The sequence below is a fragment of the Stenotrophomonas sp. C-A genome (assembly GCF_054030835.1).
Map to the genome: position 1 here is coordinate 3,801,131 of NZ_CM132916.1, position 12,911 is coordinate 3,814,041.

Annotated in this window: 13 protein-coding genes, 1 tRNA gene and 1 other RNA gene; 12 read left to right on the forward strand and 3 right to left on the reverse strand. The window is 68.0% G+C overall.

Annotation, left to right across the window (positions count from 1 at the left end; translation table 11 throughout):
* Positions 1-7 precede the first annotated feature (7 nt).
* Positions 8-103, forward strand: a tRNA-Sec gene (locus ACW5IY_RS17685).
* Positions 104-129: 26 nt separating this feature from the next.
* On the forward strand, positions 130-1,209 hold the full coding sequence (gene selD, locus ACW5IY_RS17690; RefSeq protein WP_049437163.1) for a selenide, water dikinase SelD: 1,080 nt from the start codon (positions 130-132) through the stop codon (positions 1,207-1,209).
* 57 nt (positions 1,210-1,266) lie between these two features.
* Here selD and ACW5IY_RS17695 read toward each other — a convergent pair whose 3' ends face one another.
* On the reverse strand, positions 1,267-2,127 hold the full coding sequence (locus tag ACW5IY_RS17695) for a YicC/YloC family endoribonuclease (protein ID WP_010484036.1): 861 nt from the start codon (positions 2,125-2,127) through the stop codon (positions 1,267-1,269).
* A gap of 124 nt (positions 2,128-2,251) precedes the next feature.
* Here ACW5IY_RS17695 and rph point away from each other — a divergent pair, with 124 nt between their 5' ends.
* The 7 genes from rph to pepQ all read left to right on the forward strand — a co-directional run bounded on the left by rph (position 2,252) and on the right by pepQ (position 9,420).
* Positions 2,252-2,977, forward strand: coding sequence for a ribonuclease PH (gene rph / locus ACW5IY_RS17700; RefSeq protein WP_008267511.1), 726 nt, complete (start codon positions 2,252-2,254; stop codon positions 2,975-2,977).
* On the forward strand, positions 2,974-3,363 hold the full coding sequence (locus tag ACW5IY_RS17705) for a VOC family protein (protein ID WP_019661993.1): 390 nt from the start codon (positions 2,974-2,976) through the stop codon (positions 3,361-3,363). Before rph ends, ACW5IY_RS17705 begins: the two co-directional genes overlap by 4 nt.
* On the forward strand, positions 3,360-3,956 hold the full coding sequence (gene rdgB, locus ACW5IY_RS17710) for an RdgB/HAM1 family non-canonical purine NTP pyrophosphatase (protein ID WP_049437165.1): 597 nt from the start codon (positions 3,360-3,362) through the stop codon (positions 3,954-3,956). Before ACW5IY_RS17705 ends, rdgB begins: the two co-directional genes overlap by 4 nt.
* A 56-nt stretch (positions 3,957-4,012) precedes the next feature.
* Complete coding sequence (hemW, locus tag ACW5IY_RS17715; protein WP_049437166.1) at positions 4,013-5,239, forward strand: radical SAM family heme chaperone HemW; 1,227 nt, start codon at positions 4,013-4,015, stop codon at positions 5,237-5,239.
* Positions 5,240-5,362: 123 nt separating this feature from the next.
* Positions 5,363-7,642 carry a DUF1631 family protein gene (locus ACW5IY_RS17720; RefSeq protein WP_049437169.1) on the forward strand — a complete coding sequence of 760 codons (2,280 nt, stop codon included), beginning with the start codon at positions 5,363-5,365 and terminating at the stop codon, positions 7,640-7,642.
* Positions 7,639-8,013, forward strand: a complete 375-nt coding sequence (locus tag ACW5IY_RS17725; RefSeq protein ID WP_049437171.1) for a PilZ domain-containing protein — start codon at positions 7,639-7,641, stop codon at positions 8,011-8,013. The genes ACW5IY_RS17720 and ACW5IY_RS17725 overlap by 4 nt, the downstream gene beginning before the upstream one ends.
* A gap of 75 nt (positions 8,014-8,088) precedes the next feature.
* The gene (pepQ, locus tag ACW5IY_RS17730) at positions 8,089-9,420 is read left to right on the forward strand and encodes a Xaa-Pro dipeptidase (RefSeq protein WP_049437173.1); all 1,332 of its coding nucleotides are present in this window, start codon (positions 8,089-8,091) and stop codon (positions 9,418-9,420) included.
* Between the two features lie 551 nt (positions 9,421-9,971).
* On the opposite strand, the gene ACW5IY_RS17735 is transcribed toward pepQ, so the two are convergent.
* Both ACW5IY_RS17735 and ACW5IY_RS17740 read right to left on the reverse strand, forming a co-directional pair.
* A complete protein-coding gene (locus tag ACW5IY_RS17735; RefSeq protein ID WP_152906278.1) occupies positions 9,972-11,294 on the reverse strand; it encodes an aminopeptidase P N-terminal domain-containing protein in 1,323 nt (440 codons plus the stop codon).
* Between the two features lie 5 nt (positions 11,295-11,299).
* Positions 11,300-11,848: a YecA/YgfB family protein gene (locus ACW5IY_RS17740; RefSeq protein ID WP_049437176.1), complete on the reverse strand. Its 549-nt coding sequence runs from the start codon at positions 11,846-11,848 to the stop codon at positions 11,300-11,302.
* A 153-nt stretch (positions 11,849-12,001) separates the two neighbouring features.
* On the opposite strand from ACW5IY_RS17740, the gene ACW5IY_RS17745 reads away from it, so the two are divergent.
* The 3 genes from ACW5IY_RS17745 to ssrS all read left to right on the forward strand — a co-directional run bounded on the left by ACW5IY_RS17745 (position 12,002) and on the right by ssrS (position 12,855).
* Positions 12,002-12,223 carry a TIGR02449 family protein gene (locus ACW5IY_RS17745; RefSeq protein WP_005410898.1) on the forward strand — a complete coding sequence of 74 codons (222 nt, stop codon included), beginning with the start codon at positions 12,002-12,004 and terminating at the stop codon, positions 12,221-12,223.
* The gene (locus tag ACW5IY_RS17750; RefSeq protein WP_005410899.1) at positions 12,220-12,516 is read left to right on the forward strand and encodes a cell division protein ZapA; all 297 of its coding nucleotides are present in this window, start codon (positions 12,220-12,222) and stop codon (positions 12,514-12,516) included. Before ACW5IY_RS17745 ends, ACW5IY_RS17750 begins: the two co-directional genes overlap by 4 nt.
* Positions 12,517-12,669: 153 nt before the next feature.
* Positions 12,670-12,855, forward strand: a non-coding RNA gene (ssrS, locus tag ACW5IY_RS17755) — 6S RNA.
* The last annotated feature ends 56 nt before the right edge of the window (positions 12,856-12,911 follow it).

A 12,911-nucleotide genomic window follows, 5' to 3' on the forward strand; every position in this document is an offset into this window, starting at 1 on the left:
TACTTTCGGAAGGCATGCGCATCCGGGCATGCGGCTGGGCTTCAAACCCAGTAGGGGGCGTCGATCGTTCCCTGGTAGGTTCGACTCCTGCTGCCTTCCGCCATTCGTGTTTCCGCAGGAGATGTCGGCATGGCCACGCACGCGCAGTCCCCCGCCCCTTCGACGGCCGATGCCCCACAACGACTGACGTCTCTCGCGCATGGCGGCGGCTGCGGCTGCAAGATCGCGCCGGGCGTGCTGACCGAACTGCTGCGCGGCGTGCCGGCGCTTCCGGCACCGGCTGAGCTGCTGGTTGGTCGCGAGACCAGCGACGACGCCGCGGTGTACCGCCTTGATGACCGCCAGGCGATTGTCGCCACCACTGATTTCTTCATGCCGATCGTCGACGATCCATTCGACTTCGGCCGCATCGCCGCCACCAACGCGCTGTCGGACCTGTATGCGATGGGCGCGCGCCCGCTGTTCGCACTGGCCATCGTCGGCATGCCGATCAACAGCCTGCCGCAGGACACCATCCGCGGAATCCTTCAAGGTGGCGAACGCGCCTGCGCCGATGCCGGCATCGTGGTGGCCGGCGGCCACAGCATCGATTCGGTGGAACCCATCTACGGCCTGGCCGCGATCGGCGTGCTCGATCCGCAGCGGCTCAAGCGCAATGCCGATGCCCGCGCCGGCGATGTGCTGGTGCTGGGCAAGCCGCTGGGCGTGGGCGTGTATTCGTCAGCACTGAAAAAAGAAGTGCTGGACGCCGACGGCTACCGGCAGATGATCGAGTCGACCACCCGACTTAACACCGTGGGCGTGCCGCTGGCCGCGCTGGACGGCGTGCATGCGATGACCGACGTCACCGGCTTCGGCCTGCTCGGCCACCTGCTGGAAGTGTGCCGTGCCAGTGGCGTTGCCGCCGAGGTGGACAGTGCACAGGTGCCGCTGCTGCCACAGGCACTGGAGCTGCTGCAGCGTGGCTGCGTGACCGGCGCCTCCCACCGCAACTGGGCTTCCTATGGCACCGAGGTGCGCTTCGCCGAGGGCTTGCCAGCACATTGGCAGCCGCTGCTGACAGATCCGCAGACCAGTGGCGGCCTGCTGGTGTCCTGTGCCCCGGAAGCGGTGGATGCGGTGCTGGCCTGTTTCCACGACGCAGGGTTCGTCCAGGCGGCCGTGGTGGGGCGCTTGGGCGAAGGAGCGCCGGGCGTCAGCGTGCGCTGATGCGCGGAAACGACAAGGGCGCCCAAAGGCGCCCTTGTCGTTTCGCCGGGTGCAGCATCACTCGATGTTCTGCACCTGTTCGCGGATCTGGTCGATCAGCACCTTCAGCTCCACCGCGGCATTGGACGTGCGGCTGTCCACCGACTTCGAGCCCAGCGTGTTGGCTTCGCGGTTGAACTCCTGCAGCAGGAAGTCCAGGCGGCGGCCGACCGGCTCACGCTGCTTGAGCACGCGGCGGATCTCGACGATGTGGCTGCCAAGACGGTCCAGCTCTTCATCCACGTCCAGCTTCTGCAGCCACAGCACCAGTTCCTGCTCGGTGCGGCCGGGATCGACCGGGTGCGGCAGGTCGGCCAGGCGTGCGGCCAGCTTGGCACGCTGGCCGTCGCGAATGGCCGGAATCAGCGTGCGGACTTCAGTGGCGATGCGTTCGATGCCGTCCACGCGCTCGCTGATGGCGGCCGACAACTTGCCGCCTTCGCGCTCACGGGCCTCGACGAAGCCGTCCAGCACCTGGTCCAGCAGGGCCAGTGCCTCGACCTGCAGGGCGGCGGCATCGGTGGCCTCGCCACGGGTCACGCCCGGCAGCTGCAGCAGGTCGGTGAAGCTGACCTGCAGGTTGGGGAAATCGGAGGTCAGGCGGTGGGCCAGGCGGCCCAGCTGGCCCAGCAGGGCCTCGTCCACCTGCAGGTTGGCCGCCGCTTCCGGCGCGCGCAGGCGCATCACCAGATCCAGCTTACCGCGGCTCAGGCGCGCGGCGATGCGCTCGCGCAGCTGCGGTTCGAGCGCCCGCAGTTCCTCGGGCAGGCGGGTGCCGACCTCCAGGAAGCGGTGGTTGACCGAGCGCAGCTCGCAGCCCAGCGTGCCCCACGGGGTGACCCGCTCGCCGCCGGCATAGGCGGTCATGCTTCGAATCATGGATTGTGTCCGGTGCGTGCAAAGGGGGAATGGTACCCTAGCGCCCTCACCAGAGCCCCCTTGCCCGCCCCGTGAAGGCCGCGGGCGTGGCGGCGTACTCCCTCGCCATTACGGAACCCGCACCATGTCCGATTCCCGCCCCAGCGGCCGCCAGCCCGACCAGCTCCGCCCGGTCGTCATCCAACGCGGCTTCACCCGCCACGCCGAAGGTTCGGTGCTGGTGTGCTTCGGTGAAACCCGCGTGCTGTGCACCGCCAGCGTCGAGAACCGCGTGCCGGGCTTCCTGCGCGGCAAGGGCGAAGGCTGGGTCACCGCCGAGTACGGCATGCTGCCGCGCGCCACCCACACCCGCAGTGACCGTGAAGCGGCCCGTGGCAAGCAGGGCGGCCGCACGCTGGAGATCCAGCGCCTGATCGGCCGCAGCCTGCGCGCCTGCGTCGACCGCAACGCGCTGGGCGAACGCACCATCACCCTCGACTGCGACGTGCTGCAGGCCGACGGTGGCACCCGCACCGCCGCCATCACCGGTGCCTACGTGGCCCTGGTCGATGCGGTGAACGTGCTGATGAAGCGTGGCGACATCAAGCGCAACCCGATCCTCGGCGCAGTGGCCGCCGTGTCAGTGGGTGTCTACCGCGGCACCCCGGTGCTGGACCTGGACTACGCCGAAGACAGCGACTGCGACACCGACATGAACGTGGTGATGAACGACGGTGGCGGCTTCATCGAGCTGCAGGGCACCGCCGAAGGCCATGCCTTCCGTCGCGACGAGCTGGACGCGCTGCTGGGCCTGGCCGAAAAGGGCGTGCGCGAGCTGCTGGCCGCGCAGCAGGCAGCGCTGTCGGCATGAACCGGCGCCTTGCCCTGACCACCCTGGTGGTGGCCGATTACGACGAAGCCATCGCCTGGTACACCGGCAAGCTCGGCTTCGCACTGTTGGAGGACATCGACCAGGGCCACAAGCGCTGGGTGGTGGTCGGCCCGACCGACGGCAGCGCCGCCGCGCTGCTGCTGGCCCGTGCCAGCAATGAGGAGCAGCGCAGCCGCATCGGCAATCAGACCGGTGGCCGGGTCGCCTTCTTCCTCAACACCGATGACTTCCACCGCGACCACGCGGCGATGCTGGCCGCCGGCGTCGAGTTCCTGGAAGCGCCGCGCGAAGAACCCTATGCAACGGTCGCGGTGTTCCGCGATCTGTATGGCAACACCTGGGACCTGCTGGAGCCCCGTCAATGAAGAAACTGGTACTGGCCAGCCACAACGCCGGCAAGCTGGTGGAGATGCAGGAGATCCTTGCTGACCTGCCGCTGCAGATCACCTCGGCCGCCGAACTCGGCCTGGGTGACGTGGAAGAGACCGGCCTGACCTTCGTCGAGAACGCGCTGCTGAAGGCGCGCGCCGCCTGCGAAGCGACCGGCCTGCCGGCGCTGGCCGATGATTCGGGCCTGATCGTCGACGCCCTCGGCGGTGCGCCGGGCCTGTACAGCGCGCGCTATGCCGGTCACCCGACCAACGCGGCGGCCAACAACGCCAAGCTGCTGGACGCGATGGCCGATGTTCTCGACGGCCAGCGCAGCGCCCGGTTCTATGCGGTGATCGTGCTGCTGCGCCACGCCACCGACCCGCAGCCGCTGATCTGCGAAGGCCGTTGGGAGGGCCAGATCATCCGCGAGCTGCGCGGCACGAATGGTTTCGGCTACAACCCGGTGTTCCTTGACACCACCCACGGCCTGACCGCCGCGGAAATGGAGCCAGCGCTGAAGAACGCCATCAGCCACCGCGCCATTGCCCTGCAGCAGCTCAAGCAACAGCTGGCGACGCTGTACTGACGCCACCCGATCGAACCAGGGAAGCCGGCCAGCGGCCGGCACTACCGAAGAAGCCCATGCCGCACGCCCACGACCACTGCAACCACCTGCCCGGCGAAGCCTGCTCCGCTGACCACGACAGCCCGCCCCGGCTGGTGCCACCACCGCTGTCGTTGTACGTGCACCTGCCGTGGTGCGTGCGCAAGTGCCCGTACTGCGATTTCAATTCGCACCAGGCCAAGGGCGAACTGCCGTTCGATGCCTACATCGACGCGCTGCTGCGTGACCTGGACCAGGACCTGCCGCTGGTCTGGGGCCGGGTGGTGCACAGCGTGTTCTTCGGTGGCGGCACGCCCAGCCTGTTCCCGCCGGAAGCGATCGACCGCTTCCTTCAGCAGGCCAGCGCGCGCCTGCGTTTCGCGCCCAATGCCGAGATCACCCTGGAGACCAACCCGGGCACCGCCGAGCACGGTCGATTCGACCGCTATCGCGCGGCCGGCGTGAACCGCCTCAGCTTCGGCATCCAGAGTTTTGACGACGCGATGCTCAAGCGCCTGGGCCGTATCCACGACAGTGGCGAAGCCGAGCGCGCGGTGAAAATGGCGCAGGACGCGGGCTACGACAACTTCAACATCGACCTGATGTACGCGCTGCCGGAACAGACCCTGGCCGGCGCCGAGGCCGATCTGGAACGCGCGTTCGCGCTGCAGCCGGCGCACATCTCGCACTACCAGCTGACCCTGGAACCGAACACGGTGTTCTTCGCGCGGCCGCCGCAGGGCATTCCCGATGAAGACAACGCCTGGGACATGCAGGAACACTGCCAGGCACTGCTCGCGCAGGCCGGTTTCGGCCAGTACGAAGTCAGCGCCTATGCGCGCTCCGGCCGGCAGAGCGCACACAACCTGAACTACTGGCGCTTCGGCGATTACCTGGGCATCGGTGCCGGTGCGCACGGCAAGATCAGTTCAGGCGCCGAAGAACACGTGCTGCGCCGCTGGAAGCTGAAGCATCCGCAGGCCTACCTGGACAGCGCGGGTACCCCGGCCTCGTTCGGTGGTGACGATGTGATCGCGCCCGAGCGCCTGCCGTTCGAGTACATGCTGAATCTGCTGCGCCTGCACGAAGGTTTCGGCCTGCGCGATTTCGAGTCGCGCACCGGCCTGCCGCGCAGCGTACTGGACGCACCGCTGGCCGAGGCCGTGCAGCGCGGCTGGCTGGACGTGACGGATGGCCATGTGCAGCCGACCGAGCTGGGCCGCCGCTTCACCAACGATGTGGTGAGCCTGTTCCTGGAAGATTGATCTCGCGTGACAGAGGGCCATGCCTGGCGAACGGAAGGCACATCCACCCTAAAGTAGCGCCGACAGCGGCCGACACGGTAGATTCACCAGATCGATCCGCGGGAATCCGGGTACCGCCTGCCGATGTCAGCCGTCTTTTCCATCACTCCTGCCGACAAGAACCGACTGGCCGCCAGCGACCTGCCACCGCGGGTACGTGAGCTGTTGGGCGCGCTGATCGGCCTGTGCCGGCAGACGCTGGCCGCGCCCCTGATCCTGACGGTGGAGGCGCTGGAGCAGACCCTGCTGCACGACGCCGACCGCGCACGTAATCCGCAGCAGCAGGCCGAGCTGATGGCCCAGCGTGGACAGCTGCACGCCTTCGCCGGCCACTTCGCCGACCGTATGCTCGATGCCGTGGCCGATGCCCTCGCACGGCTGCGCGAACCGGCCAGCGGTGTCAGCACCAGGGCTACGCCGCCCGCGCTGCCGGGCATGCTCGGGCTGTCGCTGGTTGATGAGCATGAAGTGGATCGCGACCTGCTGCTGACCGAGATGGTGCGGCGCGAGACCCTGCGTTCAACCAACACACTGAACCTGCTGGGCCAACGCCTGGGCGTACTGGCGGCGGCGCCGGCCTTCGAGGCCGACACCCTGCCGCTGGCACCGCAGGCACTGTGCGCAATGGTGCGCCGGATTGCCGAACAGGACGCGCTGAGCGTCGAGGTACAGCTGGCGCTGTATCGCAGTTTCGAACGGCAGGTGCTGGAACGGCTGGGGGATATCCTTGACCGTGCCAATGCCCTGCTGGCCCAGTCCGGCGTATTGCCGGGGCTGGTCTACACCCCCTACCTGGCACGCTCGTCGAGCACGCGGCGGATCATCACCCAGTCGGTGGGGGGCGGCCGCACCACGCAGCCGGCCAAGCGCGCCGCAGCCCCCCTGACCGGCTGGAACGGTTCGGCACCGGCCGGCTCCTGGTCCAGCCTGGTACAGGACGCCTTCCACGGGGGCGGCGCAACCGGCCCCGCCACGCCGGGCGTAACCACGTCCACCGGCGGTGCATTGCATGAACTGCTGCAGCAGGCACGGCACGCCAGCCCTGCCCCGGCGGACAGCGGCGCGGTGCCCAGCGCGGCAGTCGACGCGGTCCTCGCGCGCCTGCAGGCCCAGTCCAGTGCCGCAACCGGAGTGGCCGACCTGCAGGCTGCCGTGGTCGCGCAGCTGCGCAGCGAGCATGGTGCGCAGGCCCAGCTGGGCAGTCACGACCGTGACAACCTCGACCTGCTGCGCATGCTGATGCAGCAGGTGCAACAGCAGCAGCGTCCCGATCCGGTGCCGGCCGCCCTGCTGGCGCGCCTGCAGGTGCCCTTGGCACGCGCGGCCATGGCCGACCCGGGCTTCTTCGTGCGCGACGAACACCCCGCGCGTGAGCTGCTCAACCAGATCGCCGAAGTCGGCGCCAACTGGCTGGGCGATGACGATGTGGACCCACAGCTGCTGCAGCGCATGGCGCAGAGCGTGCAGGGCCTGCTGGGGCAGGATGCGCGTGTGCCGGAGGCCTTTGCCGCCGCCAACGAAGACGTGCAGCAGCACCAGCGCGCGGCGGCCCATCGTGCCGAACTGGCCGAGCGCCGCCATGTGGAAGCCGCCCGCGGCAAGGAACGATTGGAACTGGCCCGTCGCCAGGCCACCGCACAGATCGACCAGTGCTGCGACACGCAGTCGCCGCCGCGCTTCGTGCAGACCCTGCTGCGCCAGGCCTGGGCCGATGCACTGACCCTCACCCGCCTGCGCCATGGTGACGATTCGCCACAGTGGCAGGAGCGCCTGCAACAGACCGAGCGCATCGCTGCCATCACCGCACAGGCCGTCGACGCCCCTGGCGGCACCGATACCGCGCTGGCAGCGGACGTGGAGGCCGCACTGCTGCAGGTCGGCTACCACGCCGAGGAAGCCGCCGCCGTCGCGCGCAGGCTGGCAACGCCCGGCGGCGAGGATGAAAGCACCTCGCGTACCGAGCTCAGCGCACGCCTGAAGGCACGTGCGCGCCTGGGCGAGCACGCCGGCACGAACAGTGGCACCGCACCTGCCACACCGCGCAGCAGCGCCGAAGAAGCGGCCTACCAGCAGCTGTCCACGCTGCCGTTCGGCAGTTGGTTCGACATCGACACGGGCGATGGCACGCTGCGCCGCCAGCGCCTGTCCTGGTACAGCCTGCTGACCGGCCACGCGTTGTTCGTCAATGCGCGCGGGCAGAAGATCACCGATACCGACCTGGATACGCTGGCACGGCAGATCAGTGCCGGGCGCGCGCAGCTGGTCACCGAAGACAAGGGCCGGCTGGTCGACCGTGCCTGGGAAGCCAGCCTCGGTGCACTGCGTGCACTGGCCACGGGCCGCGCACAGGAGACCCCCGCATGAAAGCCGTACCGCCGCAGGACACCCGCCGCGCGCCGCGCCGCCAGGTCTCGGACCTGGTGCCGGTCACCGACCAGATGCGCGAGTGCGTGGTCGGGCGCCTCGGCAATGTCTCCGAAACCGGCATGCTGATGCTGGCCAGCGCACCGTTGCGCGAGGATGCGCTGTACCAGCTGCGCTTCCCGCTGCCACTGGGTGACGGCCGCCAGCAGGACATCGATGTGGGCGTGCATCTGCTGTGGAGCGAGCCCGCGCACGTTCCCGGGCAGAGCTGGACCGGCTTCCGCTTCCTCACCCTGTCACGCGAGCATCGGCAGCTGCTGCGGCAGTGGGTGGGCGAGGACAGCGACGAGGGACCGGTTTCGACGGCCTGAGTGCCGGTTCCGGCACAGCGGTTTTTCGCGGTATGCGGCAGAATCTAGGGCCGTTTTCCGTGTCGAGCCACCGCAATGATCCAGCAAGACCCCGGCGCCCTGTATTCCGACCACCTGGCCGTGCTGTGCCGACGTGCCGAACAGGCGCTGGCCCGCGGTGGCTTCGATCACCTGGTGGTGCCCAGCGGCACCCTGCACTACCAGGTGTTCGACGACCGCGACTACCCATATGCGGTCAATCCGCAGTTCAAGGCTTGGCTGCCGCTGACCCGCGTGCCCAACAGCTGGATCGTGTTCACCCCGGGCAAGCGCCCGGCCGTGATCTTCCACCAGCCCTTCGACTACTGGCACGTGGTGCCGGACGCCCCCAGCGGCTGGTGGGTGGAGCACTTCGACATCCACATCATCCGCAAGCCCGAAGAGGCGCTGGCCCTGCTGCCGGCCGACCCGGCGCGCTGCGCCATCCTCGGCGAGCCGCAGAGCGCGCTGGGCAACTACGTGCCGAACAACCCGGCGCCGGTGGTGAATTACCTGGAATGGCACCGCGGCAGCAAGACGCCGTATGAGATCGCGCTGATGCGCCAGGCGCAGGTGCTGGGCGTGCGCGGCCACCGTGCCGCCGAAGCCGCGTTCCGCAATGGCGCCGACGAATTCAGCATCCACATGGCCTATTGCCAGGCCGTCGGCCAGGATGCCAACGAACTGCCCTACGGCAACATCGTGGCCCTGAACGAACACGCCGCCGTGCTGCATTACACCGAGCTGGGCCGCAAGGCGCCGCAGCCGCTGCGCAGCTTCCTGATCGATGCCGGTGCCAGCGCCTACGGCTACGCCAGCGACATCACCCGCACCTACGCCGCGCAGGGCCACGACGAGTTCGCGGCGATGATCGCCGCCGTCGACGCTGCCCAGCAGCAGATGTGCGCGGCGGTGCGGCCGGGCTTTGACTACAAGCAGCTGCACGTGGACGCGCATCTTTCGCTGATGGGCGTGCTGAAGGACTTCGGCGTGATCAAGGTGTCGCCGCAGACCGCGCTGGAGACCGGCGTCAGCGCCGCGTTCTTCCCGCACGGCATCGGCCACCTGATCGGCCTGCAGGTGCACGACGTGGCGGGGTTCGCGGCCAGTGACGAAGGTGGCCGCATCGAGCGCCCGGCCGGCCATCCGTACCTGCGCCTGACCCGCGTGCTGGAACCGGGCATGGTGGTGACCATCGAACCGGGCCTGTACTTCATCGACATGCTGTTGAATGAAGTGAAGGACGCCGGCCATGGCGATGCGATCAACTGGGACCGCGTGGACTTCTTCCGTCCGTATGGCGGCATCCGCATCGAAGACGAAGTGCTGTGCACAGAGGGCGAGGCGGACAACCTGACGCGGCCGGCGTTTGCGGCGGCGAACGGCTGAGCCCCTCGTGGTTGGGCGCTGAATTCAAAATGCCGTGCTTGGCGGGGCGGGTGAGCCATGCAGGGGACGCTGCAAGTACGTCCCTGTAAGCTCGATGGCGCCATCCATGGCGCCAACGCCCCTGCATGGCCCACCCGCCCCACCTTTGACAGTTTCCTGCCGCGTCCAACCACGGAAAAGAAAAAAGAAAAGCAAAAGCGGATCGCGTGCTGCGCTCGCTCTGTGTCGACCAAGGTCGACACCTACCAACAGCCGCGCGAACCAACAACCGCAATTGCCAGTAGATCCACGCCATGCGTGGATGATTCATTCGATGTCTGACAGATGTGCCGACCAACGGTCGGCACCCACCAACAGCCCCGTGAACCTGTCGAAGGCGGGGTACTGTGGGTTTGCGGGGTGTGAGCCGCATGGATGCGGCGACCAAGCCTCCAGGGATGGATTCACGGCGTCCCCGCAAACCCACAGTGCCCCGCCATCCCACGGATAGCCCGCTGTTGCTGTTGCTGTTGCCTCTGCGGGTGCAGGGCTGCAAGCCCTGCCGACCCCCCTTACCCCGCCATCACCGCTTCGATCTCGTCGGCGCTGCGCGCCAGGCCTTCGGTCAGCACGCGATGGCCATCATCGGTGATCAGCACATCGTCTTCAGTGCGGATGCCGATGCCGCGCCAGCGCGGCTCCACCGTCGTGTCGTCCACGCCGATGTACAGCCCCGGCTCGATGGTGAACGCCATGCCCGGCTCCAGCAGGCGCGAATCGCCCGCCAAGCGGTAGTCGCCCACGTCGTGCACGTCCATGCCGATCCAGTGCCCGGTCTTGTGCCGGTAGAAGCGCTGGTACAGGCCTTCGGACAGGTTCTTTTCCAGCGTGCCCTTCAGCAGGCCCAGCCGCAGCAGGCCTTCGGTCAGGGTCTGTACCGCCGCCAGGTGGCCGGCCTCGTACGGTACACCCGGCTTGGCCTGGGCCAACGCGGCGGCCTGCGCATCGCCGACCAGGTCGTGCAGCGCACGCTGCTCGGCACTGAAGCGGCCATTCACCGGGAAGGTGCGGGTGATGTCGCTGGCATAGCCGCGGTATTCGGCACCGGCGTCGATCAACACCAGCTCGCCATCGCGCGAACGCGCGTTGTTGTCGCGGTAATGCAGGATGCAGCCGTTGCGACCGGCACCGACGATGCTGCAGTAGGCCGGCACAGCGTCGCTGGCACGGAACACGCGTTCCAGTTCGGCCTGCAGTTCGTACTCGTGGATACCCGCCCTGGCAGCCTTCATCGCCGCCAGATGCGCACGCACGCTGATCTGCGCGGCGTGGTGCATCAACGCCACTTCGGCTCCGGACTTGAACAGGCGCTGCTCGTGCAGCAGGTGGCCCAACTCCAGGAACTCGTGCGGGGGCTGCGCGCCGTGGCGCACCTGCGAACGCACGCGGTTGACCCAGCCGATCAGCTTCAGGTCGAAATCCGCGTCGCGGCCGAAGTGGTAGTAGACGCGCGAACGGCCTTCCAGCAAGCCCGGCAGGATGTCGTCCAGATCGTCGATCGGGTAGGCATCGTCCATGCCGTACTGCGATACCGCGCCTTCCTGGCCGGCGCGGCTGCCGTCCCAGGCCTCGCGCTCGGCATCACGCTCGCGGCAGAACAGGATGGCCTCGCCGTGGCGGCGGCCCGGGATCAACACCAGCACCGCTTCCGGCTCCGGGAAGCCGCTCAGGTACTGGAAGTCCGAATCCTGGCGGAACGGGTAATGGGTATCGAGGCTGCGCACCTTCTCGGCTGCGGCCGGCAGTACCAGGATCGCGTCCTCGCCGGCCATGTCCATCAGCTGGCGGCGGCGACGCTTGTATTCGCCGGCCGCGATGCCGGTGCGCTGCTTGATGTCCATCAGTTCAGGCGCTGCCGATGGCGCGAAGCCAGCACCACGTCACCGTGCAGCAGCAGCACCGCCACGCGGATGAATTCCTCGATCTCCGACAGGGCTTCGTCGTCATCATCGCCGCCGGCCTCGAAATCCTCGCTGGAGGCGCGGGCCAGGCTGGCCATGTCGGTCAGCGCTTCCTCGCCCTCTTCGGACAGGGCTGGCCGGTTGCCACCACTGCCCAGGCCGAAGCCGCCCAGGAACGAGCGGGTCCAGCTGAACATGGCATCGGCCTGCGCGGACACGTCATCGTTGTCGGTCAGCAGCAGTTCGAAGGCGAAGTCACGGTCTTCCAGCTGCTTGATGGTGACCTGCAGCAGCTGCGCCAGCACGCTGTCGGCAGCCACCGGCGCCAGGTTGTCGTCGGCCAGCACGCGCGCCGGCCAGTCGTTGCCGGGGGCGCCGCCGGCGGCCAGCCAGCCACACAGCGCGCCGTGCAGCTCGGCAGCGGTGGCGCCCAGGCCCAGTTCCTGGCTGGCGCGGGTAACGTCGTCGACGGAGGGAAGTTCGGTCATCGTGCGGCTCGTTCGGAAAGGAAACCCGGGGCGCGCACGCGCGCGCCCGTGAGACCCCGTAGTGTAGCAACCCGACGGCATCCTCTCCGCAGCCGTCCAGCCTTGCTGCGACAACGCTTGACCGCCCTTACCCGGCTTGCCTATCGTGCCCGCATGGAACCCGCCGATCCCCTTGCCCAGCTGCAGGACTTCGCCGCCCGCGTGGAAGCGTTGCTTGAACGCAACCAGCGCCTGGCCGAGGAGAACCGCAGCCTGCGCCACCAGCAGGAACAGCTGGTGGCCGAGCGCTCGACGCTGCTGGCCAAGAATGAGCAGGCACGTTCGCGGGTGGAAGCAATGATCAGCCGGCTCAAATCCCTGGAGCAGCACACATGAGCGCCGAACCGGTCAGTGTCCGCATCCTCGATCGTGAATACACCGTGGGCGTCGGCGGCGATGAACGCGACAGCCTGATGGCCGCCGCGCGCCTGCTGGATGCGCGCATGCGCGAGATCCGCGGCAGCAACCGCATGGCCGCGGTCGATCGCGTCGCCGTGCTGGCCGCGTTGAACCTGGCCCACGAACTGCAGCTGCTGCGCGACGAAAACGCCCGCCAAGCGGTGGCCTTGCAGCAGACGCTGGCCGATCTGAACCGGCGCCTGGACCGCGCCATCGACGGCACCCCGTAGAAAAAAGGGACGGAGGGAATTAAGGCGCATTCGCCCCTTCCGTGCCGGAAACGCCTTAATCCCCTCCGTCCCCTTTTCTCATATCTGAATTGGCACGGACTGTTGCCGACGAACGGCCTATCCAGATCCTGCGTGCTGGCTATAATGGCCACGCGTTCTCTGCGGTACTCGACGGCATGTGCAAACATTCGCCTTGTCCCTTAAGAACGACACCGGGAGCGCGACAGCGCCGGGAGTGCAGGTCCGCCTTGTAGCGGGAAGCCCGATGGTTCTCCAGCGTTCCCACTTGAGCCCCCGGGTTCAAGGTCGTTTCGCATGCATCGACATTGCGGAGAATGCAATATTCCAGCAAGGGCGGCGTCTTCGGGCGTCGCCCTTGTTCTTTGCGGCACAAT